19 protein-coding genes are annotated in these 24,686 nt (G+C 54.1%); 6 read left to right on the top strand and 13 right to left on the bottom strand.

Features of this window, described 5'->3' with window-relative positions; translation table 11 throughout:
- Positions 1–20 precede the first annotated feature (20 nt).
- The 3 genes from NSS83_RS25370 to NSS83_RS25360 all read right to left on the bottom strand — a co-directional run bounded on the left by NSS83_RS25370 (position 21) and on the right by NSS83_RS25360 (position 2,207).
- Positions 21–995 (bottom strand): multidrug resistance efflux transporter family protein, encoded by a 975-nt coding sequence (locus tag NSS83_RS25370; protein ID WP_341187160.1) that lies wholly within the window; start codon positions 993–995, stop codon positions 21–23.
- Positions 996–1,824: 829 nt separating this feature from the next.
- Positions 1,825–2,010 carry an H-type small acid-soluble spore protein gene (locus tag NSS83_RS25365; RefSeq protein WP_341187159.1) on the bottom strand — a complete coding sequence of 62 codons (186 nt, stop codon included), beginning with the start codon at positions 2,008–2,010 and terminating at the stop codon, positions 1,825–1,827.
- Positions 2,011–2,024: 14 nt separating this feature from the next.
- Positions 2,025–2,207, bottom strand: a complete 183-nt coding sequence (locus NSS83_RS25360) for a hypothetical protein (RefSeq protein ID WP_341187158.1) — start codon at positions 2,205–2,207, stop codon at positions 2,025–2,027.
- Between the two features lie 141 nt (positions 2,208–2,348).
- On the opposite strand from NSS83_RS25360, the gene NSS83_RS25355 reads away from it, so the two are divergent.
- Positions 2,349–3,329 (top strand): Ku protein, encoded by a 981-nt coding sequence (locus NSS83_RS25355; RefSeq protein ID WP_341187157.1) that lies wholly within the window; start codon positions 2,349–2,351, stop codon positions 3,327–3,329.
- Positions 3,322–4,320: a DNA ligase gene (locus tag NSS83_RS25350; RefSeq protein ID WP_341187156.1), complete on the top strand. Its 999-nt coding sequence runs from the start codon at positions 3,322–3,324 to the stop codon at positions 4,318–4,320. The genes NSS83_RS25355 and NSS83_RS25350 overlap by 8 nt, the downstream gene beginning before the upstream one ends.
- 4 nt (positions 4,321–4,324) lie before the next feature.
- Here NSS83_RS25350 and NSS83_RS25345 read toward each other — a convergent pair whose 3' ends face one another.
- From NSS83_RS25345 to NSS83_RS25335, 3 genes are all read right to left on the bottom strand, one after another.
- Positions 4,325–4,537, bottom strand: coding sequence for a hypothetical protein (locus tag NSS83_RS25345; RefSeq protein WP_341187155.1), 213 nt, complete (start codon positions 4,535–4,537; stop codon positions 4,325–4,327).
- 109 nt (positions 4,538–4,646) lie between these two features.
- Positions 4,647–5,831 (bottom strand): hypothetical protein, encoded by a 1,185-nt coding sequence (locus NSS83_RS25340; RefSeq protein ID WP_341187154.1) that lies wholly within the window; start codon positions 5,829–5,831, stop codon positions 4,647–4,649.
- Positions 5,795–6,367, bottom strand: a complete 573-nt coding sequence (locus NSS83_RS25335; protein ID WP_341188070.1) for a sigma-70 family RNA polymerase sigma factor — start codon at positions 6,365–6,367, stop codon at positions 5,795–5,797. The genes NSS83_RS25340 and NSS83_RS25335 overlap by 37 nt, the downstream gene beginning before the upstream one ends.
- A gap of 190 nt (positions 6,368–6,557) precedes the next feature.
- Between NSS83_RS25335 and ligD the strand changes: the two genes are divergently transcribed.
- A complete protein-coding gene (ligD, locus tag NSS83_RS25330) occupies positions 6,558–7,454 on the top strand; it encodes a non-homologous end-joining DNA ligase (protein ID WP_341187153.1) in 897 nt (298 codons plus the stop codon).
- A 174-nt stretch (positions 7,455–7,628) separates the two neighbouring features.
- On the opposite strand, the gene NSS83_RS25325 is transcribed toward ligD, so the two are convergent.
- A complete protein-coding gene (locus NSS83_RS25325) occupies positions 7,629–8,537 on the bottom strand; it encodes a YitT family protein (protein WP_036693693.1) in 909 nt (302 codons plus the stop codon).
- Between the two features lie 167 nt (positions 8,538–8,704).
- The gene (cls, locus tag NSS83_RS25320; RefSeq protein ID WP_341187152.1) at positions 8,705–10,135 is read right to left on the bottom strand and encodes a cardiolipin synthase; all 1,431 of its coding nucleotides are present in this window, start codon (positions 10,133–10,135) and stop codon (positions 8,705–8,707) included.
- Between the two features lie 277 nt (positions 10,136–10,412).
- On the opposite strand from cls, the gene NSS83_RS25315 reads away from it, so the two are divergent.
- Positions 10,413–11,690: a M23 family metallopeptidase gene (locus tag NSS83_RS25315; protein ID WP_341187151.1), complete on the top strand. Its 1,278-nt coding sequence runs from the start codon at positions 10,413–10,415 to the stop codon at positions 11,688–11,690.
- Positions 11,691–11,719: 29 nt separating this feature from the next.
- Positions 11,720–12,169, top strand: coding sequence for a polymer-forming cytoskeletal protein (locus tag NSS83_RS25310; RefSeq protein ID WP_341187150.1), 450 nt, complete (start codon positions 11,720–11,722; stop codon positions 12,167–12,169).
- A 51-nt stretch (positions 12,170–12,220) separates the two neighbouring features.
- Here the strand turns inward: NSS83_RS25310 and NSS83_RS25305 are convergent, their stop codons facing one another.
- The 5 genes from NSS83_RS25305 to NSS83_RS25285 all read right to left on the bottom strand — a co-directional run bounded on the left by NSS83_RS25305 (position 12,221) and on the right by NSS83_RS25285 (position 23,156).
- Positions 12,221–13,009, bottom strand: a complete 789-nt coding sequence (locus NSS83_RS25305; RefSeq protein WP_341187149.1) for an ABC transporter permease subunit — start codon at positions 13,007–13,009, stop codon at positions 12,221–12,223.
- Positions 13,002–13,928, bottom strand: a complete 927-nt coding sequence (locus tag NSS83_RS25300) for an ABC transporter ATP-binding protein (protein ID WP_341187148.1) — start codon at positions 13,926–13,928, stop codon at positions 13,002–13,004. Before NSS83_RS25300 ends, NSS83_RS25305 begins: the two co-directional genes overlap by 8 nt.
- A gap of 1,093 nt (positions 13,929–15,021) precedes the next feature.
- Positions 15,022–19,617, bottom strand: a complete 4,596-nt coding sequence (gene gltB / locus NSS83_RS25295) for a glutamate synthase large subunit (protein WP_341187147.1) — start codon at positions 19,615–19,617, stop codon at positions 15,022–15,024.
- A gap of 375 nt (positions 19,618–19,992) precedes the next feature.
- Positions 19,993–22,347, bottom strand: coding sequence for a YhgE/Pip domain-containing protein (locus tag NSS83_RS25290; RefSeq protein WP_341187146.1), 2,355 nt, complete (start codon positions 22,345–22,347; stop codon positions 19,993–19,995).
- A 233-nt stretch (positions 22,348–22,580) separates the two neighbouring features.
- Entirely contained in the window at positions 22,581–23,156 is a 576-nt protein-coding gene (locus tag NSS83_RS25285) for a TetR/AcrR family transcriptional regulator (RefSeq protein WP_036693681.1), read from the bottom strand.
- Positions 23,157–23,454: 298 nt separating this feature from the next.
- On the opposite strand from NSS83_RS25285, the gene NSS83_RS25280 reads away from it, so the two are divergent.
- The gene (locus NSS83_RS25280; RefSeq protein WP_076157134.1) at positions 23,455–24,651 is read left to right on the top strand and encodes a glycosyltransferase; all 1,197 of its coding nucleotides are present in this window, start codon (positions 23,455–23,457) and stop codon (positions 24,649–24,651) included.
- Positions 24,652–24,686 lie beyond the last annotated feature (35 nt).

The raw sequence follows: 24,686 nt of genomic DNA, 5'->3' as shown, positions 1-24,686 counted from the left end.
TTGTACCGCAACAGCCGCTGTTAGTCCCTCGAGGCCGCTTGAACCGCCGCAGGCTTCCCCGGATGCCGGGAGAATAGGCTATGCAGCACCATTCCGCCAATAATGACCGCAATCCCTGCCCAAGAGAGCAGGGACGGCAGCGGCGAGGCCAGCAGGAGCATCTCCCCCAGCAAGGCGAACAACACCTCCAGTGACTGGGTCGCTTCCACGGCTGCCAGACTGCCCATGTTATCCCGGACCAGATCGGTAGCCCGGAAAAACAGCACCGTAGCCACAATTCCCGAACTGAGTGCAACAATGACTGATTGTCCTACCTGCGGGGAGGAGGGAAGTCCTGTATCTGCCATCCCATACAGAGCAACAGCCAGCCAGAAGGGCAGGCTGGCGAGCGTCATGCCAAGAATCCGCTGGAATACATCCAGCTGGCCGCCGCACAGCTCCATCATTTTACGGTTTCCGAGCGGATAAGCGAAGGAAGCGATAAGTACCGGGACAATGCCGAGCAGGACCTGGGATAGGGCAAGCTGCCGCACCTGTTCCACTTGCAGCAGCGCTACTCCGGCGAGAATAATCAGGGAGAGGAGCAGCCCGCGCAGCGGGATTTTACCTCTTATGTATACTTGTCCCCCCGGTCCGCTGACCCATTCTCCGAAGAACGGAGCCAGCAGGGAACCGGAGATAATTGTGATTTGCCACGTTCCCGCTGTCAGCCAGCCCGGTGCATAGGCAGCGGCGAAGCAGATGGGCGCGTAGAACAGGCCGAACCCGACAGTGCCCCACAGCAGCCAAGCCCCCGGCCGTTCTCTCATCGCAGCCAGCAGCGGCTTCAGCTTTCCTCTCCCGGCTACAATAACCAGCAGCAGCGGAAGCGTGAACAAATACCGCAGCGAGGCGCTCCAGGCCCAGCTTCCTCCCGCAAGCTCCATCCTCCGGTTCAGCACAAACGTCACTGCAAAAAACAGCGCCGAGCACACACCCAGCAATATCGGACGCACTTCCATCATCTCTTTTCGTCAAAATACTTCTTCCAAATATAGGGGGTCACCACGCCTGGCGTCAATAACTGTGTCAGCTATAATTAGAGGTCCGTTGCCTGGTGGGTGACGCAGGGAAGGTTACTGGCGGAGGTGACTGTGAGGAGAGTTCAGGGTGTGTGTGGTGCGGATGAGCGAGACGACGGTGTGTGAGGTGACGAATGAGCGTGGTGGCGGATGAACAAGACGACAGTGGGTGAGGAGACGAATGAGTGTGGTGGCGCATAAGCGGAGTGCTGGGAGTTCAGCGGACCCAGAAGCCGCTATTTGGCTTAAAATATCATTTTGATGCTTGTTGCGGACTCAGGAGCCGTTAATTTCCAATTTTGAGCCAAATGTTACGCTGAGTGGGTTACTTAACGACATCTGAGTCCGGTCGGGTCCACAAAACGAAGAGTTTCATCCAAATAAGAGCACTCCAGTCCGCTCAACATCTTCCTCCCAACTCGCCCCCCTGAAGCCGCCGCTCCACGCCCATTTCACTTAAATTCATAGGCACTTCTGCACCTTATACCCGCCCCATGCTCCCTTTCCTCCAATTCCGGGGCACTTCTGCACCACCTTCCCGACTAATGTTCCTCTTTCCGCTTACCGCCACCGCCTAAAACTAGCCTATAGAGCTCCATGCACCAGCTAGAGGATCAGCCAACAACCAACACACCAAGTGGAAACGGCTTTGCCGTCCTTTTAGAGGACGGTACCGTTTCAGCGAGAAAAAGCAGGACTTATTGGCGTTAATAATACCGCCAATAAGGTCCTGCCCCAATGCTGAGTTACTTTTACGCTCCCGCTACTTCCCCTGCTCCTCCAGCCGCTCAACACCAACAGTCTGCGTATTCGCCGGCCGGGAGCCTACCTGAACCGTTGCCATGCCGTTAGCGGAATCAACATGCTCAATCCACACTGGTTCTCCATCAAGATGCACCGCGATTTTGTCCTTGGAAGCGTAAATATCCTGCGCACGTGTTATATCCATTCTTTTCTAGCCTCCTATTCTTCGTCGTCATCTTCCGCCGGAAGCTCCCCAATGGTTGCATCAGCATCCAGCAGTGCTGCGTCCTCATCCAGTCCCGCATCCTCCGGACCCGCAATAATATTGTCCCAATTGACCGCCTCTGCCGGAATGTCCTGCTCCGATAGGGCATCGCTCCAGTGATAATATTCCTTGTCCATATTGCCTCCTCTTCTCGCTATGGGTCTGTGCAAGCTCAGCAGCCTTATTTTTTCCCATGACTCTCAAATAATGCATCCGGCTAGAAAAAGCCTTGACGCCCCATACTAAGCCATAACACATCCCATCAGGAGGCGATTCTCATGCATACCGTTTGGAAAGGAGCCATCAGCTTCGGGCTTGTGCATGTTCCGGTCAAGATGTTCTCCGCTACGGAGGATAAAGACATCTCGCTGCGCTACATCCACAAAGAATGCGGCAGTCCGCTGTCTTATGTACGTAAATGTCCTGTCTGTGACAAGGAGGTCACCTGGGAGGAGATCGGCAAGGGGTACGAATATGAGAAGGGCAAGTTTGTCCTGTTCGACAAGGAGGAGCTGGATCAGCTAAGCGAGGAGAGCAGCAAGAGCATCACCATCCTCGATTTCGTGGATTTGACGGAGATTGACCCGATTTATTTCCAGAAGACCTACTATTTATCGCCCGATCAGGCAGGCGCCAATGCCTACCGTCTACTGATGGAGGCTATGCGTCAGACCGGAAAGATCGGTATTGCCAAGATCTCTATCCGCTCCAAAAGCAGTCTGGCCGCCATCCGCGTCCTGGCGGACTGTCTGGCGATTGAGACGATCTATTACCCGGACGAGGTCCGTCCCGTATCGCAGGTCCCGGGCCTGCCGGAGCCGGGAAGTGTGAACGACAAAGAGCTGGATATGGCCAAGCTGCTGATCTCACAGCTGTCCACCCCGTTCGAGCCTGCCAAATATACCGATGATTACCGCCAGCGGATGCTTGATCTGATTACGCATAAGATTGCAGGAGAGGAGTTCCATATTGCTCCGGCCCGCCAGGAGAACAATGTCATCGATCTAATGGCCGCACTGCAGGCCAGTATCGAGGCTGTGCAGCATATTCCTTCCGATCCCGGGCCCGCCAAAGGAGGCAGCGGGGCTAAGCCGAGGACTGCTGCCGGTGCGAAGAAACGTCCGGCCAAGGCCGCTGCCGCCGCGACTTCAACCGATACAACTGCCGCTCCGGTTGTAGATGATGCCACCGGACCGATTCCGGTGATTGCCCCGAAGCCGAAGCGCAGAAGCGCGAAGAGCAAGGTCACCGGTGCCTAGGGGACGGACTCCTGCACCTGCTGCAAGGCCCGCCGGTTCCCTTCAGCTTCAGCCCGTCACTCCGTTTGAGCCTGTGCTGGCCTCTGTGCTTCCAAGTGGAGCACAGTGGATCGCCCAGATCAAATGGGACGGCGTGCGGATGATCTCCTATTACGACGGGAGCCATGCCGAACTGATTAACCGCCGGGGCAACCGGCGCACCCTCCAGTATCCCGAGCTGGCCGGATCAGAGAGCTATTGCCGGGCCGGCTCCTTCATTCTGGATGGCGAGGTCATTGCGCTCAGCGGCGGCAAGCCCTCCTTCCATGAGGTTATGCGGCGGGACAGCCTGAAGAACGAATCGGCGATCCGGGCAGTGCAGCCGCAGGTTCCGGTGTTGTATATGGTTTTTGATATGCTATACTGTGACGGCATCTGGCTGCTGGACGAACCGCTTGGCAGGCGGCAGGAGATACTGAAGGAGAGACTGCTTCCCCATCCCCATGTACAGCAGGTGCCGAGCTACCCTGACCCCGCCCAGCTCCTCGCTGCGGCGCGGCAGGGGAGTCTGGAGGGGATCGTCTGCAAGGATCTGGACAGCACTTATGTGCCGGGCGGCAAGGACAAACGCTGGCAGAAACTCAAGATCATCTCTGATGTCACTGCTGTCGCCGGGGGCGTCACCTTCCGTGACGGCATCGTGAATGCACTGCTCTTCGGCCTGTATGATGATGCCGGGGAGTTGCATTATATCGGGCATGCCGGGGCGGGCAGAATGACCGTCCAGGACTGGCGGACGCTGACCGCAAGAATTCCGGAACTTGTCACAGAGCATATGCCGTTTGCTGCACTTCCGCAGCGAAGCTCAGGCTCCGTTTGGATTAAGCCTGAGCTGGTGTTTAAGCTGCATTACCTGGAATGGAATCCCTCCGGCACCTTCCGCCAGCCCGTGATTCAGGCTCAGGTCGATCTGCCCGCACACTCTTGTTCCTTAAGCCAGAGGGGGTTCTAGCTGTCTATTGCGGAATGAGACTTCCGGCAATCTTCAGCAGTTCAGTTTTACTCTGCACAATGTTCCTGGTATCCGTCAATGTGTACTCCCTGCTGCCGTTAGCACTGCTCCACTGCAATTGAGATTTCAACTTGTCATGATGCGGCCCGAACGAGGTGAACAATATCTCCTGCCCGTTAACCTGCACCTGTTCATCCTTGTCCCCCGGTAATAACATTTGGCGCGCACGCCTACACGTGGCCGATTGTGGTCGGTTTTTCGCACAAAAAAGATGTCCCTTTGCCTTTGAGGCTTCTGGAACACCTTTGATCTGCGCACTGATTCCCTCAATACTGTACCATCCCGGCGGCAATGGTCTCCCATTGTTCCCGGGTCAGCCGCTGGTTCGGCGGGTCCGTCATCCAAGCAAGTCCTCCATAGGCGCTGTCATACCAATACAGTCTGCTTACTGAACCCGCGTTGTTCTCGGCACCTGAAATGAACAGCAGCTCCTTATCCTCGTAGGTCCATAGTTCAGCCGTTTGGCCGGGAGATACGTGAATTTGCGAAGGACCGGTTGTTACTGTACTGTCCCAGGATATCTGAAGAGCAAGCTGATTTCTTCCATCCCGATAGACCGCCTCGGCTCTCGCAATATCCTCTAAGGGCCATATGGTTACAGCTAACGGATTCCCGTCCTGGGCGGCATCTGTTTTGGCCTTCAGCGCCTCCAGAATCACCCCGTACTCTGAAGCAAATGAAGAAGGAACTTTTGTGAACAGTCTGCCTTCTGCAAACCGGAGTTGGCCAATACTCTCAGGCGGCAGTGCAAAGCTCCACTTGCCCGTTTGCTCCCGGGCTGCTGACAACTGTGTGTAGCTGGTATACGTAATCGTTCTGCTTGTGAAAAATAGCGGTTTCCCATACCCCAGCCCGTTCATGAGTGTAATTAATTCACTGTCATTGACATAATAAGCTGCTGTCTCTCCCGGCTGTAAGCCCGCTTGCGCCTGCCGTTCATATTGTTCACTTAGCTTAAAGTAACGTTCCCGGGCAGAGCTAGAGCCAATGTAAGGCGTATAGACCTTCGGTTCAGCCCTCTTCACCTGCGCCACAACTCTGCCGCTGTTGTCCTTCAAGGCCAGTGGCTGCCCCTCCGTCTGCCGGATGACCGCAAAGTCCGGTTGCTGCGCCTTCACCGTAGTTTCCTGGTCCGTCACATGGCGGAGAACGCTGAATCCAGCCAGTCCCAGCAACGCAACTGCGCAGAGCCCGGCGGCCAGCCTTCTGCCCCGCTTTACCGCAGGCCGCAGCGAAAGTATTGGCTGCCTGGTCATTACAGGTGTCTGCGCATCCATTCCGGACACCGGTTGTTCCTGGGAAGCCAGCGTATCGTCCTGTGCTGTAATCTGCTGGGCATGGATGACCCGTACCCGCTCCATAACGGATGATTTAACATCAATGCTACCCAGAGCTTCACCGTTACCCATTCGTCTTATCCTTTTTTCTTCAGCAGCGATGTGCTTGTCCATTGTTCCTCCCCCTCTCTTTGCGATTGCAGCAGGCCCGTGAGCTTAATGATCGTGCGCCGGTATCTTTTTTTGACCGCATCCTGATTCTTGCCCAGAATGACGGCAATTTCTGCAAAGCTCAGCTCTTCAAAAATCCGCAATACCAGCAGGTTCCGCTCCTCCGCCTTCAGCCGGGCAAACGCTACAGCGAGCGGTTCATCGAACAGGAAGCGGTCTATCCGCTGCTCCGGGCTTTCTGCGTATTTCTGCGGCCGCAGCAGCATCATCACCCGGCTCTGCCGCTGGCGCTGGCGGATAACCGCCAGACAATGATGATAAGCGATTTTATACAGCCATGAAGAGAAGCTGACCAGCGGGCGGTACTTACCGATATTTTGATACGCTTTGACCAGAATCTCCTGCACGGCGTCCTCCGCCTCTGCCCCGCTGCCGAGCAGGCGGCTGCAATAACGGTACATCGGCTGCTGAACATCCTCAACGATCCCCTCGTACTGCTCCACGTAGCCGTTTTGCACCTGAACCACGAGGTGTTCCATTTCATCCAAAATCGTAAAACGCTCCTCTCTTATAGCTAACACTCTTATAAGCACCTGCCCGGGCCAAAAGGGACATTTTACGCAAAAAAAGTGAACTGCCCTGGTCGACTGAAAAACTAAAGTAAGGCAAATACTATATAGATTGAACTTGAAATTTTAAGTTAATGGGAAAGCTAAGGAGGGATGTCCCATGCCAGCGGCCACTAAAGGAACCATTACCGTAGACGGGCAGCAAATCAGCATCACCAATCCCGACAAACCGCTCTGGCCCGAGATGGGCATCACCAAGCAGATCTATCTGCAAAAGCTTGCGGCCCTCTCGCCTTACTTGCTGCGCTATTGCAAAGACCGGCTGCTCACGGTGATCCGCTATCCCCATGGCGTTCCCGGGATGTCGTTCTATCAGAAGAACGCCCCGGAGCCGTTGCCGGAATTCGTCCGAACGGCGGTGCAGGACGATATCACCTATATTGTGCTCCAGGGCCTGCCGGAGCTGCTCTGGCTGGGCAATCTGGCTGCGCTCGAATTCCATCCCTCCCTCCATTATGCCGGCAGTACGCTGCCCTGCGAATGGATGATTGATCTGGACCCTTCGCTTGAGGTCGAACCGCGGATTATGGAAGCTGCCGCTGTGGTAGGGGAGGTGCTGAAATCGCTCGGACTGGACTCCGTTCCCAAAACCTCGGGAGCCACCGGAGTGCAGATCATTGTTCCGGTTAAGCCGGGGGTGACCTTCGATGAGCTGCGCCGGATCGGGCATTTCGTAGGCCGTTATGTCACCGAGAAGCGGCCCGATCTCTTCACCCTGGAGCGCCTGAAGAAGCATCGCGGGGATAAAATATACTTCGATTATCTCCAGCATTACGGCGGCAAAACACTCGCTGCCCCGTACACCCCGCGCGCCCGGCCGCTGGCCACCGTCTCCACTCCCCTCCTGTGGGAGGAGGTTGAACGGGGCGTCAAACCTACAGATTTCAACCTGCTGAATATAGAGGAGCGGCTTAGCCGGTTAGGAGATCTGATTGCCAAGGTTCCTCCCCAGCCGGTCGAAGCGATTATTGCCAAGCTGCCCTCAGGACAGCAATAAGCCCGCAAATGCCTTCTCAGGCTGCGGGCTTATCTGGTTTCCTCCTCAATCAGGACGAAAGGTATTATATATGGGAATACGGCGCAGCAAGTCAAGACCGCCGTATGGATTAATCTGTCGTTCGTAAATATACCTTCCTTCGAAAGCGTTGCGGCTGGGCTGGTAACGCTAATGCTAATGAATTGCTTTTTTCTTGAAGCGGCCGCCCTTGACATCATGGATATTGCCGATCGCGATGAACGCGTCGGAATCCCAATCCTCGACAATCGACTTAAGCTTCGCTTCTTCCAAGCGGGTGATGACTACAAAGATCACTTTCTTGTTATCGCCGGAGAATCCGCCTTCACCATCAAGATAAGTCACTCCGCGCCCCAGACGCTCCGTCAGGGCTTCGCCGATATCACGGAATTTATCGCTGATAATCCATACCGACTTGGACTGGTCCAAGCCTTCAAGTGTAATATCGATCAGTTTGAAAGCAATGTAATACGCAATCAGGGAGAACATCGCATTATTCCAGCCGAACACAAAGCCTGCGCCGGACAGAATAAACAGGTTGAAGAACATAACAACTTCCCCTACAGAGAACGGAAGCCTCTTGGATACAAGAATGGCTACAATCTCCGTACCATCAAGTGATCCGCCATAACGGACAACGAGTCCAACCCCAACGCCGAGAATGACCCCTCCGAATACTGCTGCCAGCAGCGGCTCAACTGTAATAGGATGAACAGGATGCAGCAACTGGGTACCAATGGACATTACAATGACAGCGAATAGAGTAGATAAGGCAAACGTCTTACCAATCTGCTTATACCCGATAACCAGGAACGGCAGGTTAAGCAGGGTCAATAGAATACCGAGCGGTATATTGAAAATATGGGACAACATAATGGAAATACCGGTGATTCCGCCATCAATCAACTTATTGGGAACAAGAAAAATCTCAAGCGCAACAGACATCATGGCCGCTCCGATGACAATCATCACAATCCGCTGGGCCAATCTTGCCGTCTTAAAAACTCCGGACTTCTGCGGCTTCTTCTGTTCTTCACTCGTAAAGATATGTTGGCTTACAGTCATAGAACTCCCCCTATAAATAGTGTATCTAAGAAGCATACGAAAGCGAACGTACAGTTGTGCCTTCTCCCCTGTTCTTCTTATATCTCCATTATATCATAAAGGAAGGTCAAATAACGCATGTAAATTGATATAACCTTCGATAATCGATGCTTCCGCCATCTTTTCTGTCATAATAGCGGGGATAAGAGCTGACACAGACTTTCTATGCGTTTGACATTACGGCCGCGCTCCCGGAACTTTTTCGGATCAATGAATTCACTCTGCTCCAGGTCTCTGCTGAAGTCCTCAGCCAGCTCTGTAATAATCTCCGGCCGGAGCAGCACCGCCGTCAGCTCAAAGTTGGAATAGAAGCTGCGCATGTCCAGATTGGCACTGCCGACCGTAGCCAGCAGACTGTCAATAATCATGACCTTGGCATGCATGAACCCCTTGGTATAACGGTAAAATTTCACACCGGCGTCCTGCAGATTCTCCAGATACGACAGCGTGGCATAATAGACCAGCTTATTATCCGGTTTCGCCGGGATGATGATCCTGACATCCACCCCGCTAAGGACCGCATTCTTCAGCGCCCTGCTTATCGAAGGGTCGGGAATGAAATACGGCGAGGTCAGCCAGATCCGCTGCCTTGCGGCGCAGATAGAAGCGAAATACATCTCCTGGGTGGCATCTATGGCCGCATCCGGGCCGCTGGCGACAATCTGCACGGCATCCCTTCCGCTACAGCTATGATCCGGGAAGAAGCGCGGATGACTGATAATATCACCAGCCGCCAGCCGCCAGTCCTTGAGAAACACATACTGCAGCTGATAGACGGCATCCCCTTCAAGGCGCAGATGCGTATCCCGCCAGTAGCCCATTTCCGGATTTTTGCCCAGGTAATCATCGCCTATGTTCATGCCTCCGGTGAATCCGGTCAGTCCGTCCACCACCAGAATCTTCCGGTGATTGCGGTAGTTGAAGCGGCGGTCCGGCAGTGCAGTCAGCGGAGGCAGAAAAAAATAGACCTGCACTCCCGCGTTCTTCAGTGTATTCACAAAGCCCCTGCTTAGTTTATGGCTGCCCAGTCCATCGCACAGCAGGCGCACCCTCACCCCCTGGCGTACCTTGCGGATCATCAGCTCCTGGAACTGCCGGCCGATGCCGTCCTCCCGGAAAATATAAAATTCCATATGGATGTGCTCCTGCGCACCTTCCATCACCTCCAGCATGGACTTATACGCTGCCTGTGCACTGGACAGCACTTCACACCGGTTGTGGCTTGTAACCGGACTGTCCGCCAGTCCAGCGAACAGGTGCAGCAGCTCTGAGCGGTGTTCAAATCCGGGGTTGCCGGTATCCTCCGCCTGCTTGACCTTATGAATCTTGCCGGTAACATGAATACGGATTTCCCGCAGCAGGGAGACGCACCGGTTGCCAAGCTTCCGGCTCTGCCAGTAATCGCGTCCCAGGAAATAGTAGAACAGCAGGCCCAGCGGCGGGCAGCAGAAGGTGATACATATCCAGGCAAGCGCCCGCTGCGGACGGCGAAATTCTGCAGCGGTAATAATGGCAAGCTGCACAATAAAAAGACATAAGATAACGGCAAATATCCTCATTCCGGGCCTCCTGATCAACTGAATGAACTCTTACTATCTCTGCGGGCATAGACGGCACTTGCTAACTTTCATGAGGAGTCTGCCGCGGCATAAACCTGCGCTTACTACAGGTTTTGCCTTAACTCTCCTTCTTTATTCAAGTAAACCGTTGTCATGTTCACCTTAGTTATGGAATACATAGAGTAGTAGGACGAATCGGATAAGCCCCCTGCACCCCGACAGATGGTTTCAGTCAGTTCATACCAAGCGGCTGCCATGGCCGCAGTAAGGAGACGTTATGAAGAGTCAGCCAAGTCAGAAAAAGATTACGCTGCTCGTTATGCGTGAGGCCGGACGGCCTGTGAAGCAGCTGCAGATGTCGAAGCCCTTCGCTCTGGCGCTGCCTGCCGCAGCCGCTCTCTCCCTCTCCAGTCTGGTCACCTCCATTCATATGCATGCTTCCCGGTCCATCGCAGAGCTGGAGGCTGAAGCGGCCGCCTTATCGCTGACCAATATCCGCATGGAGCTGAAGGTTGCCGATAAGGATCAGGCATTACAGCAGCTGCGCGGCCAGGTAAGCGAGCTCTCGGAGGAAGCGGAGAGTATTAAAGACAAGCTGAAGAGTGTGACTGAGCTGGAGGAGCAGCTGCAATCGCTGATCAACAAGGAGACCACCTCTTCTGCTGCCGGCAGCGGTTCTAATGCGGCTATCCGTACTGAAGATGTTGGTGCCAAGACTTACAGCGCGGGTACAGCAACTTCCGCAGCTTCCGTCAAAGGCAGCCAGCCGGTAGTGGCCGATTTGCCTGATGCCGGGGCAGGAACCGCAGCCGCCGGAAGCTATGGCAAGGTCAGCCGGTTAAGCGCCGGCCCGTTCATCCGGGAACAGCCGGAAGCTCTCTCTGCCGCTGTATCGCCTGCCGTCAACTTCCGTATCCGGGCTGCTGCTACCGCACTGAGCCTGCCTGCGAATCCGCAGGTCGGCGGTGAATATGTGGCCGTCTACGAGAATGATCCGCAGCGGCTGGTTGAGGAGACAAAGGATGACTTCGAGGAGATCCACAGCATCATGGATGAGATGATGAACAGTATCTCAAGCACGATTACACAGGCCGAGGAGGCACACAAGACAAGAGCGGAGTTTCAGGCCAAACAAGCCCAGGAGAAGCAAGCCCGGCTGGCACGGGCCGTGATGTGGCCTACCGGCTCGAAGGTCATCACCTCCAGCTTCGGCTACCGCTCCGATCCTTTCAAAGGAGTCTCTGCTTATCATTCCGGAATTGATATTGCGGGAAATATCGGAGATGCAGTATACGCGGCACTGGGCGGCGTGGTTACCTCCGCAGAACAAATGGGAGCCCGGGGCAAATATATCATCATCAAGCATGACAATGGACTGGAGACCTGGTACATGCATTTGAACCAGATGACGGTCACCCCCGGTGAGCGGGTCAGCAAAGGGGAGCAGATCGGCATGCTGGGCAGCACCGGGCGCAGCACGGGCCCTCATCTGCATTTTCAGGTCGTGAAGCAGAACAAGCCGGTGAATCCGCTTAATTATGTTAAGCCTTTATAGGTTCAAGAATATTAAGGAGGAATGCGGGAATGTGGAACAAACGTCAACCAGGTGCTTCGCTGAGGGCAACCGACTCCCTGATCGGACATGGCGGCACGCTTGAGGGAAAAGTGCATTGCGATACGAACCTGCGGATTGAAGGGAATTTCAGCGGGGAGATTCTATGTGAGGGTACTGTGACGGTTGGTGAGCAAGGCACCGTCCATTCCAGCATTGAGGCGCAGGAGATCATCATCGCCGGCAAGGTCTATGGAGACGTAACCGCCCAGCGGAAGCTGATTCTCACCGGAACGGGACAGCTGCATGGTAACATTGCCGCTGGTTCCCTGAGCATTACGGAAGGCTGCCTGCTGAACGGGGCTGTGGCCATGACCGAACAGCCCGCCCCTGAGACAGCGGGCGGGCTGCATACGGTCACTGCCAAGAAGTCTGTCGGTAAGCGCAGAGAGGGCAAGCAGAGTAAGCTTGAGGGTGCATGAGCCGTAAGCTCTCAGCCTGTACGCTTAACACTGGCAAGCTCCTTCTTGCTCCTACGCTGCCACATCCCTTTTACGGAACACAATCCATGATACCGCCATGAAAATAACATAATACACAGCCAGGACGGCAATCGCGAACCACAGCGTCGCTCCTCCGGGACCGGTATCCGACACCACATAATTGCTAAGATTCATATGGGCAAAAATCAGATAGTTCGCCCACTCATACCGGTCAGGGTTGAAGATGGCGATAAAGATATCCTTGGTGAACATGATCGACAGCGACAGCACAATCGCCAGACCACTGGAACGGAACACGCTGGAGATCATGAAGGCAATGGCTGCTGTCAGGAACAGCTCAATGTAGCTGCACAGAATCAGCATGAAGACATATTCCCCTTGCCCCCAGCCCATCACCATGTCCCCGGTATTCCCTGCATTTGAGGAAGAGAAAATGAAGGCGGAGCCATAGCCGAATAGGATCAGCACGCCTGTGCTGACAAGACTGAAGATGACCAGCGAAATATATTTCGAGAGCAGAATCTTGGAGCGGCTCCAAGGGCGGATCAGCAGCAGCTTAATCGTTCCCCAGGTGAACTCGCCAGCTACAGAGTCGGCAGCCACTAAAGCTGTGAAGATGGTATTCAGGAAAAATGCGATGGTTACGGTGGTCCGGAAGCTGTCCCATAACCCGACTACATTACTCCCGTTCGTGGTGAAATGAATTAGCGCCGGAAACAGCGCGCTCATCAGTGCCAGCAGAACCAGCATAATCCATGTCCGCAGACGTCTGAATATTTTGATATTCTCATTATGTATGAGAGAAGCGAACTCACCCAATGCCTTCACCTCCTGTAATTTCCAAGAATTGATCTTCAAGCGAACGGGACAACGCCTTGATACTGTAGACCTTAATCCCGGCAGCTACCAGCTTGGCATTCAGCTCGGCAATCTCCTCCCGAACCGCCTCTACCGCTATTCCGCCTTCCATGATCACGCCTTGGCCGATCTGCGCCAATGCAGCCTCAGGATTATCTACCTCGAAGAAGGTCTGGCTTACCGGTACCGCTGCATCCCCGACCGTCTTAAGCTGCTTCACGTCGATCAGGCGGCCGTTCTGGATAATCGCCACACTATCGCACATCAGCTCCATCTCAGACAGCAGGTGACTGGAAACAAACACGGTTGTCCCCTCGCTCTGGCACAGCTTGCGCAGATAATCACGCAGCTCGCGGATACCCTGCGGGTCCAGTCCGTTGGTCGGCTCATCCAGAATCAGCAGCTTCGGGCGGTGCAGCAGCGCCTGGGCCACACCCAGCCGCTGGCGCATCCCCAAGGAATAGGTCTTGACCCGGTCATTGATGCGTTGGCTAAGTCCTACCAACTCCACTACTTCATTGATGCGCTCTTTGGTCACGCCAGGCACCATGCGGGCGTACTGGCGAAGATTCTGGTATCCGGTAAGGAACTTGTACATTTCGGGATTCTCTACGATGGCCCCCACGTTGGCTATGGCCTCTTCAAAATGGTCCTTGATGCTTCGTCCGCAGATCAGGATATCCCCGCGGCTAATGGAGATAAGTCCTACCATCATACGGATGGTAGTGGTTTTACCGGCTCCGTTCGGCCCGAGGAATCCGAAGATTTGCCCGGGTGGAATGTCGAGTGTCAAGTCGCTGATCAGCGTTTTGGAGCCGATCTTTTTGGTGACTCCTATCAGGCTGGCTACGGGCTTCACCACTTCTGCCGTATTCGGCATAACTTCACTTCCTTTCGTCGGTTTGGTGTGAAACGGGCCTTGCGCTTTCGGATAAGGTGCTTTCATAGCAGAACTGAAGAGAAGCTAATGTAGATGTTAGCCGTAACTGCGGTGAACATTTGGATTTCCGGCCGCTGTTGTCACCAGATTTCTTGATTTAATCCGCTCGCCAGCGGTTGAAATCCGCTGACTGCTGATGCTTCCGAAGCGAGCTTTCCTGCGGAAAGCTTTCAGGCGGACGCTACCGCTCCTCCAGTTCCAAATTTCCCCTCCGTTATTCTCATCTTATTCTTGTCTTTTTCAGTTCAAACTATTATTAACCTTATCATTGCATCAACAACCCATTTTCAACCATTTATATATTTTACCACACCTTCCCTTTTCCCTGAAATTAGGAAAGAAATGCAGTGAAAGCCAGTGGAAACGGCTTGGCACAAAATCATCCTACCGCATGAACGGGATCGCACAATGTATGCTGTTTTTCGCATACATTCGAAACATGCGCCTACGTGCGAGTGCAATGTATGCTGTTTTTCGCATACATTCGGACCATGCGCCTGTGTGCGAGCACAATGTATGCTGTTTTTCGCATACATTCGGGCCATGCGCCTGCGTGCGAGTGCAATAATCGGCCAGCGTGGGGCGTGTGGGCGGAATGTAATCGAAAAACCGATTACATTGGGCCAGCGCGGGGCGTATGAGTGAAATGTAATCGAAAAACCGATTACATTGGGCCAGCGCGGGGCGTGTGGGCGGAATGTAATCGAAAAACCGATTACATTGGGCCAGCGTGGGGCGTGTGGGCGGAATGTAATCGTAAAACCGATTACAATGGAACAGCGCGGGGCGTATGAGTGAAATGTAATCGAAAAACCGATTACATTGGGCCAGCGCGGGCCCCGTGTACCGGATACTTACTGTTTTCGCATACATTTGCCCCGTTATGCTTACTTTATCACCATCAGAGGAGACCCTAATTTCCTGTAAGAAAAACCTAAGAGGCCACCTCTTTCCATATAGGAAAGAGGTGGCCTCTTGAATTGACAATGCGCTCCGTTAATGCAGAAGCACATCACTTATGAAATGTAGAATATTAACCGCCCACACGCGCAAGCTCGCGCATATTGGCTTCAAAAGCAGCCATAAGCGCAGCTTCACCAGTCAGGCCGTTCTGCTCCACCTTACGGATCTGCTCCAGCATCCGTTTGTAATCCTTCGGAATCACACGGGCAAATCTCGGCAGAGCCTCATCCCATGAATCCAGAATCGCCCGGCCCGCATTACTGTCTGTATGCTGGGTATGGCGGCTGATCATAGCATGCAGCTCGGCGATTTCGTCCGCTTCCTCTACACGCTCCAGCAGTACCATCTCCAGGTTACAGCGTTTGATGAAGGTATTGTCAGGATCGTAGACATAAGCGATACCGCCCGACATCCCTGCTGCAAAGTTACGGCCCGTTGTACCCAGTACAACGACACGGCCGCCGGTCATGTATTCGCAGCCGTGGTCACCCACGCCTTCAACAACTACATTGGCCCCGGAGTTGCGGACTGCGAACCGCTCACCGGCAATGCCGCTCACGTAAGCTTCGCCGCCGGTCGCTCCATACAGCGCCGTATTTCCGATGATGATATTCTCTTCTGCCGCGAAGGTGGCCTTGCGTGAAGGCCGGATAATCAGCTTGCCTCCGGACAGCCCTTTGCCGACATAGTCATTCGAGTCGCCTTCAACGGTAATGGTGATCCCCTTTGGTACGAATGCGCCCAGACTCTGTCCCGCTGATCCGGTGAAATGCAGCCGGATCGTATCATCCGGCAATCCGGCTGCGCCGTATTTGCGCGTCAGCTCACTACCGAGAATCGTACCTACGGCACGGTTCACGTTCGTGATCGGCAGGGAGGCTTCCACTGCCGTACCGGATTCAAGCGCAGGTGCAGCAATATCCAGCAGATGGGTCATATCCAGGGTCTCTTCCAGACCGTGGTTCTGGAACTTGCTGCGGAAGCGTGTGCTTCCTTCCGGCATAGCCGGAATGTGCAGCAGGCTGCTCAGATCGACGCCCTTCTTCTTCCAGTGTGTGGATGCCTTAACCGCATCCAGGCAATCGGTACGGCCGACCATCTCTTCAATCGTCCGGAAGCCCAGCTCTGCCATAATCTCGCGCAGGTCCTGTGCCACGAAGGTCATGAAGTTCACCACATGCTGCGGATCACCCATGAAGTTCTTGCGAAGCTCAGGGTTCTGCGTAGCTACGCCCACCGGACAGGTGTCCATCTGGCATACACGCATCATGATACAGCCTACGGCTACCAGCGGTGCAGTAGCGAATCCGTATTCTTCAGCACCCAGCAGAACGGCTACCGCGAGGTCGCGCCCGCTAAGCATCTTGCCGTCCGTCTCAAGCACGACACGGTCGCGCAGATTGTTCAGCATCAGCGTCTGATGGGTCTCCGCCAGGCCCAGCTCCCAAGGCAGTCCGGCATGACGGATGGAGTTCATCGGCGAAGCGCCGGTACCGCCGTCGTAACCGCTGATCAGGATAATATCAGCGCGTCCCTTCGCCACACCTGCGGCGATGGTGCCCACACCAACCTCAGAGACGAGCTTCACGTTAATACTCGCACGCGGATTAGCATTCTTCAGATCATAGATCAGCTCGGCCAGATCCTCAATGGAATAGATATCATGATGCGGCGGCGGCGAGATCAGTCCCACGCCTGCCGTTGAACCGCGGACCTCAGCAACCCAAGGGTAAACCTTGCGGCCCGGAAGCTGTCCGCCTTCACCCGGCTTCGCGCCCTGTGCCATCTTGATCTGAATCTCGTCGGCATTCACCAGATAGTTCGAGGTAACGCCGAACCGTCCCGAAGCAACCTGCTTGATCGCACTGCGGCGGGAATCGCCGTTAGCATCGGTAAGGAAGCGCGCCGGATCTTCTCCGCCTTCACCGGTGTTGCTCTTGCCGCCGATGCGGTTCATGGCAATGGCCAGCGTCTCATGTGCTTCCTTGCTGATCGAGCCGAAGGACATGGCACCGGTCTTGAAGCGTTTCATGATCGATTCAGCCGATTCTACCTCATCCAGCGATACAGGAGCACCTACGCTCTTGAACTGCAGCATCGAGCGCAGCGTCTGGTGCTTCTCGCTTTCGCCCTGAACGAGCGCCGCATATTTCTTATACATCTCATAATCACCGCTGCGCACGGAGTGCTGAAGCAGATGAATAGTCTGCGGGTTGAACAGATGCTCTTCCCCGTCACTGCGCCACTGGTATTCACCGCCGGAATCCAGCACCATATCGTTGCCGTCTTTGTCGGTGAAGGCGCGGTAATGACTGGCAAGCGCTTCTTGTGCCACTTCCGCAAGGCCAATCCCGCCGATCCGTGAAGGCGTCCAGGTGAAGTAACGGTCTACGAACTCGGAATTCAGCCCGACTGCTTCAAAGATCTGCGCCCCGCGATAAGACTGAATCGTGGAGATTCCCATTTTGGACAGAATTTTGACCACGCTCTTCGTAGCTGCCTTGATATAGTTCTTCACAGCCTTCTCATGCGAGATTCCGCGGAGCAGCCCTTGGCTGATCATGTCATCCAGACTCTCGAAGGCCAGGTAAGGATTGACCGCACTTACACCATAACCCAGCAGAAGCGCATAATGATGAACTTCACGCGGTTCTCCGGATTCCAGCAGAATGCTGACCTTGGTGCGGGTTCCCGAGCGGATCAGATGGTGATGCAGGCTGGAGACTGCCAGAAGCGCCGGAATTGCCGCATTCTCGCGGTCCACACCCCGGTCGGAGAGAATAAGAATATTATGGCCCTTGCCCATGACGCGGTCTGCCGCCTCATTCATCCGGTCAAGCGCGATTCTGAGCCCCTCTGCTCCCAGCTCTGCCGGGAAGAGAATCGGAATGGACATCGACTTGAAGCCCGCACGGCGGACATGACGGATTTTGGCAAAATCCTCGTTCGAGAGAATCGGAGAATCCAGCGAGATCTGCCGGCAGCTCTCCGGTTCTGCCTTCAACAGGTTGCGTTCAGGTCCGATCGTAGTCGCTGTGGAAGTTACCAGCTCTTCACGGATGGCATCAATCGGCGGGTTAGTGACCTGGGCGAACATCTGCTTGAAGTAATTGTACAGGCGCTGCGGACGGTCTGATAACACGGCCAGCGGTGAATCATAACCCATGGAGCCGACAGCTTCGGCGCCTGTGGAGGCCATGGGCTCCAGCACCTTGCGCAGATCCTCGAAGGTATAACCGAAGGACTGCTGCAGCTGCTGCACATTATCATGCTTCGGATTCGGCAGCTCCGGTGCATCCGGGAGCTGGTCGAGGCCGATCAGATGCTCATCCAGCCACTCTTGATAAGGCTGCTCGGAGGCGATTTCGGCTTTTACCTCTTCGTCCGAGATAATCCGGCCCTGCTTCGTATCCACGAGTAGCATGCGGCCCGGTCTCAGCCGGTCTTTGTATAGAACATCTTCTGCCGGAATGTCGAGGACACCCGCTTCAGAGGAGAGAATAATCAGATCATCTTTGGTGACATAGTATCGCGCAGGACGCAGGCCGTTACGGTCGAGGATGGCCCCGATCTGCACGCCGTCGGTAAAGCCCATTGCGGCAGGCCCGTCCCACGGTTCCATCAGGGTGCTATGGTATTCATAGAAGGCTTTCTTCTTCTCGTCCATGCTGTCATGATTGCTCCAAGGCTCAGGAACCATCATCATCGCCACATGGGGCAGGGAGCGTCCGCTCAGGTAGAGGAATTCAAAGGTATTATCGAACATGGCTGTATCGGAGCCGTCCGGATTCACCACCGGCTTAACCTTGCTGATGTCTTCTCCGAACTTCTCGCTCTTGAACAGCGACTGGCGCGCATGCATCCAGTTCACATTGCCGCGAAGGGTGTTAATTTCACCGTTGTGAATCATGAAGCGGTAAGGGTGGGCACGTTCCCAGCTCGGGAAGGTGTTGGTGCTGAAGCGGGAGTGGACCAGCGCAATCGCTGATTCCAGCGTTTCTTCCTGGAGGTCCAGATAGAATTGTCCTACCTGTACGGTAGTGAGCATGCCTTTGTATACGATCTTCTTGCAGGAAAGACTCGGCACATAGAAGGATTCGCCCTCTTCTGCCCCGCCGTAGCGGATGGCCAGCTCTGCCCGTTTGCGGATCACATACAGCTTGCGTTCGAAGGACAGATCATCCTTGATTCCCTCCGAGCGGCCGATAAATACCTGGCGTACATATGGCTTCGCAGCCTTGGCTGTCTTGCCGAGCATTTCGTCAAAGGTCGGGACATCGCGGTAACCGAGTACCTGCTGACCCTCTTCCGCGATAATCTCGCTCAGGAGCGCCTCATGGCTGGCCCGGATCTCGTCGTTATGAGACAGAAAGATCATGCCCACGCCATAATGGCCCGGTTCCGGAAGCTCAAAGCCCAGCTTCGCGGCTTCACCGGCAAAGAAACGGTGGGGAATCTGCAGCATAATGCCGGCTCCGTCTCCAGAGTTCGGCTCGCTTCCCTGGCCTCCCCGGTGCTCCATATTGAAAAGCATAGTCAGCGCATTGCTGACAATATCATGGGACGGCTTGCCTTTAATATGCGCGACAAATCCCATGCCGCAAGCGTCTTTTTCGAACTGGGGATCATAAAGGCCCTGTTTGCCGGGCAGTTCAGTGTGTCTCATCACATGCAACCTCTCTATTATAAAGTAGACGGAATTCCAGGAAAATTTTTCAGCGGAAAATCTTAATAATTATTCAGGCAGAATTGGTGTTATTATTTTATCATCGAGCTGACATGAGCGCAATTTAAACTTTTTTATGAGCTTGATTAACATTTGCTTTTGCATTGCAGCTTTAGCGAATAAAAGCGTAAAAAAACTGTCGAATGTATAATTATGCATAAATGGCGAATAAGCGCTTATGCATTGAAAGCGTTTCAATCATTTTCCCGCACTGAAAACGGCACTTTCTTTAGCTATTTATATTTATGAATAAACCAAAAGCGCCCCCTTAGGAGACGCTTTTGGTTCGTATGTTTTACAAAGAATATTGTTGATTTATACAGTCAAAACTTGTTCACTTTTCAGCACAGCTTCATTGCCGCGGTCACGGGTCATGAAGTAGGTGAAGGTAAGGGCCAGGAAGATTATTCCATAAGCGCCAAGCGTTCCTGCATCGGCCCACATGGATCCGAAGTCTCCAGTAGAGATTACTGCCTTGAAGCCTTTGACACTGTAAGTCATCGGCAGCAGCGGATTAAAGAACTTCATCCAGTTAGGAATCAGCTCCAGCGGGAAGGTTCCTGCGCTTGTAGTCAACTGGAAGATCAGAATCAGAATGACTACGAAGCGGCCCGGCTGATCCAGCCAAGTAACAATCGCTTGAATCATCCACATGAAGGCCAGGCTGGTAATGAAAGAGAAGGCGTAGAACAAGGGTACATTCTGTACTTCAAGTCCGAGACCATACAAGACAATCAGGACAGCCAGCAGTGCCTGAAGCACACTCATCATGGAGAACGTAAGGGTACGGCTCATGAACCGGTTGAACCGGCTGGCTCCAATGACTTCGGAATCACGCATAGGGATAACAATCGTACAGATCAGAGCACCTACGAACAATCCGAGGGACAGGAAGTAAGGAGCGAATCCTGTACCGTAGTTAGGCACCTTGTTAACTTTCACTTCTTCGATCTGTACCGGCTGGGCGAACATGGATACCAGCCCGTCGGTCTTGTTCACCGATTTGGTCTGCGCTGCCGCATCGCCCAGTTTGCTTGCCAGCTCACCGGAGCCTGTCTTCAGCTCATCGAGGCCATCCTTCAGCTGCCCTGCTCCGTCACTCAGCTTCTTCGAGCCATCGGCTACCGAGCTAAGGCCGCTACCAAGCTTGCCTGCGCCAGCCAGCAGCTTCGTGGTGCCGGCTTCAAGCGCCTTGCCGCCGTCAGCCAGCTTCACGCCGCCCGCAGCAGCTTCGTCCAGCTTCGCGCCGAACTGCTTCATGCCTGCGGTCAGCTTCGCGCCGCCGTTCTCCAGTGCAGCTGCTCCGGCTGCCAGCTGATTCTGGCCATCCAGCAGCTGCGAACTGCCTGCGTAGAGCTTCTGCGCTCCGTCATGCAGCTGGCCTACACCTGCATCCAGCTGCTGTGAACCGCTGTGCAGCTGCTTTGCTCCCTGCAACAGCTGCTCTTGGCCGCTGTTCAAGGCCGCAGCTCCGTTCAGGAGCTGCTGTTGACCCTGGTCCAGCTGCTCCGTGCCCGCAGCTACTGCTGCGCTTGCTGCCAGCAGCTTCTGCACCTCAGGGCTTGCTGCAAGCGTCGGATTCGACTTCGCCAGCGCCTGCAGACCATCAGCTACAGCCTTGGCTCCGGCTGCTGTCTTGGCACTTCCGTCCTTCGAAGCCGTAAGTCCGGCTTCAAGCTTAGCACTGCCCTCGGCGGAGGAAGATAATCCGGCCGCAAGCTTCTCGCTGCCGTCTACAACCGCCTTCGTACCTGTCTGCAGCTTCTCGGTACCGACTACAGCCGACTGGGTTCCGGCCTGTAGCGAAGCCGTTCCGGCTGCCGTCTTCTGCAGCCCGGCATTCAGCTGCTTGCTGCCCGCTGCCGACTGCGTCACACCATCCTGCAGCTGCTTATGTGCTGCGGATAACTGCTGCAGACCTCCGGCCAGCGTGCTCGTGCCGGTTTTGAGTGCGGCTGCTCCGTTATTGAGATCACTCACGCCCTGGGTAAGCGGCGCTACACCATCCAGCAGCTTGCCGGTGCCTTCGGTCAGGACAACCAGATTGTCCTTCAGCTTCAGAGCGCCGTCATCGAGCTTAGTGGCGCCGTCTGCGATTTTGGTCGCACCGTCTCCGGCTTCGCCCAGACCGTTTGCGATGGTGGTGATTTTATCAAACACAGAACTGGTATAAGCTTCCGTAATCTTGGCGGATACCTTGCTCTTCATATCCTTCACTGCTGTGCCGCCAATCTGGCCTGCCAGGAAGTTATAGCCTTCATTCGGCTCGTAGATGATCTTGGCCGGCTGCGGATCTGCATCCAGCAGTGTAGTGGCCTTAGCCGAGAAGTCTTCCGGAACCACAATCGCCATATAATAGGTATTGTCCGCAAGCCCGGCTTCCGCCTGCTCCCGGCTGACGAAATTCCACTTGAACCCGTCCGTCTTCTTCAGCTCCGTGACCAGATCTGCTCCGGCGGTCAGCTTGGTGCCTTCATAATCAGCACCCTTATCCTGGTTGACAACCGCTACCGGAAGCTCGTTCATTTTACCGTAAGGGTCCCAGAATGCTTTCAGGAACAATCCGCTGTACAGAACAGGAATAAATAGAATGGCGAACATGGAAATACGCATCTTGGGATTCTTGAATACCGCGCCAAGATCCTTCATAAACACGGATAAAGATTTCATTCTGGTTCTCTCCTTATGATCATATGCTCTCTCTTGAAAAATACGGTGACTTGCTTTGAAATGATAGTTTCGTGAATGTTACAGTAACACCAGATGACTGTTTTCCCCATTCGGTCAATCAAGAGCAAAAAAAATGGGTCTATCCTAATTCAGTACCATCCGCCTCAGCCCATCCATTCCATTCAGGGAAAGCGCAGCAGTGCGAAACGCCATCCCTATACCGGACTTAACTTCTACTGTGACAGCCCCTCTGCCAAAAACAGATGAAAATAATGCTTGATCTGTTCTTTGGTCAACGGCACATGTACCTTGCTCAGTTCAGCAGTAAGCGCGATATATAGCCTGAACATTACCACCGACACAATCTGGGGATCGCAGGGTTTGATTTCCCCTTGACGAATGGCCTGCTCCACCTCCCGTTCCAGATATTCAAGCACCACACTCTCGATCTTGTCGAGCCCTTCACCAGCCTGCGGCGTTCCGAAGTCCAGACTCTCCTGGGACAGCTTGATGAATAGCTCGTGTTCGCTTCGAAATTCCAGCAGGGCATCCAGCACACGGTGCAGATTATCAAAAAACGGCTTATCACGCCTAATCTCCCGCTCGGCGATCATTTTCATCTCGATGATGACGTCCCGCAGGATTTCATCAAATAACTGTTCCTTGTTCGTAAAAAAGGTGTAAATCGTCCCTTTGCCGACATTGGCAATCTTGGCGACCTGATCCATCGTTGTTGCCTTATACCCGAATAATGAAAAAGACTTCGTCGCCGCCTGAAGCACCTGCTGCCTTCGATCTACCACAGCCATTCATACACTCCCTTTCCTGAAGGATCGTCTGTAACTCCCGTTCTGACCAATTTACTAATCCGGTCACTCGGTCAAGACCAACTTTATCACTTTGCCTATGTCTTTGCAATACTTTTGCTAAATTTTTTTATTTTATTGCAGTGTTTTAACTTTCTATTTACGTCTTATTTGTATAATGTGAGAAAAGAAGCAAAATCCCTAGTATAATATTAGGAGAAGCATGTACGCGAGTAACCGCAGACGGACTTATGAAGCTATCTAACAAACCTACCTATAATGGAAAGTTGCAGGTGAACTTATGCGAAAGAAAAGAGTACTGCTGTTTTCGGAAGGCTTCGGCACGGGCCATACAGGGGCAGCCTATGCTCTGGCTGAAGGAATACGACTGCTGAACCCTGATGTTCAGTGCCGGGTCTTCGAGCTCGGAAAATTCCTGAATCCTACGGTCGCTCCTTGGATTCTTTCCGCTTACCGCAAAACTGTCAGCAGCCAGCCGAAGCTGGTCGGCATGATGTATAAGACCCAATATCATAAATCACTGAACCGGTTGACTAAGCTGGCCCTTCACCGGATTTTTTATACCCATGCCTCTCAGGTCATTGAGCAGCTGCGGCCGGATCTGATTATCTGTACTCATCCGATTCCTGCTGCGGTCATCTCCAGACTCAAGCGCCAGGGTCTTGATGTGCCGTTCTATACGCTGATTACAGATTATGATGCCCACGGCAGCTGGGTGAATGCGGAAGCCAACCGGTATCTGGTATCGACCTCCAGGGTCAAATCCATTCTTACGGGACGCGGCGTACCCTCCGAGCTGGTAACGGTGACCGGGATTCCCGTGCATCCGAAGTTCTGGGAGTCCCAGGGTAAGACCAAGCTGCGGAAGGAGCTGGGGCTCGCTGACATCCCGACTGCGCTTATTATGGGCGGCGGCTGGGGCCTGATGTTCGGCAAGGATATTATGAACTCGCTCACTGCCCGGATCAATGAGATCCAGCTTATCTTCTGTATGGGCAGCAACGACAAGGCTATAGCCAAAATGCAGGCCAACCCCCTGCTCAACCATCCCAACGTAAGGATTCTTGGGTACAGCAGCGAGATCAACAAGCTGATGGATGCCTCGGATCTGCTGATCACGAAGCCCGGCGGAATGACCTGCACGGAAGGCCAGGCCAAAGGTATTCCCATGCTGTTCTATAACGCCATCCCCGGCCAGGAAGAGAAGAACAGCCAGTATTTCGTCGAGCTGGGGCTCGCCGAGATGCTTGATCCGGGCGTCGTGGACAAATGGTTCTCCATGCTCCTGAGCGAATATGCCGGATTCGGAGGACCGAAGAAGCGCAAAAGCTCTCCGGACCTCCAGCAGCCGCAGCACTGCGCCACCACCATTCTTAAGATGCTAGGCAAGCCAGCTGCAGAAGCCGTCTTCTCCGAGGCGTGGAGCGCCCCTCCGCCCAAGGTACGGGGAGAAGAAGCCGTCTATGTCACACCATAAGCCCTTATCCTGATATTCATACGAAGGTGCAAAAG

This window comes from Paenibacillus sp. FSL H3-0469 (assembly GCF_038051945.1).
Taxonomy (GTDB): domain Bacteria; phylum Bacillota; class Bacilli; order Paenibacillales; family Paenibacillaceae; genus Paenibacillus_AQ.
The sequence above is the reverse complement of the archived record's forward strand: the minus strand, read 5'-3'. Positions and strand labels throughout refer to the sequence as shown.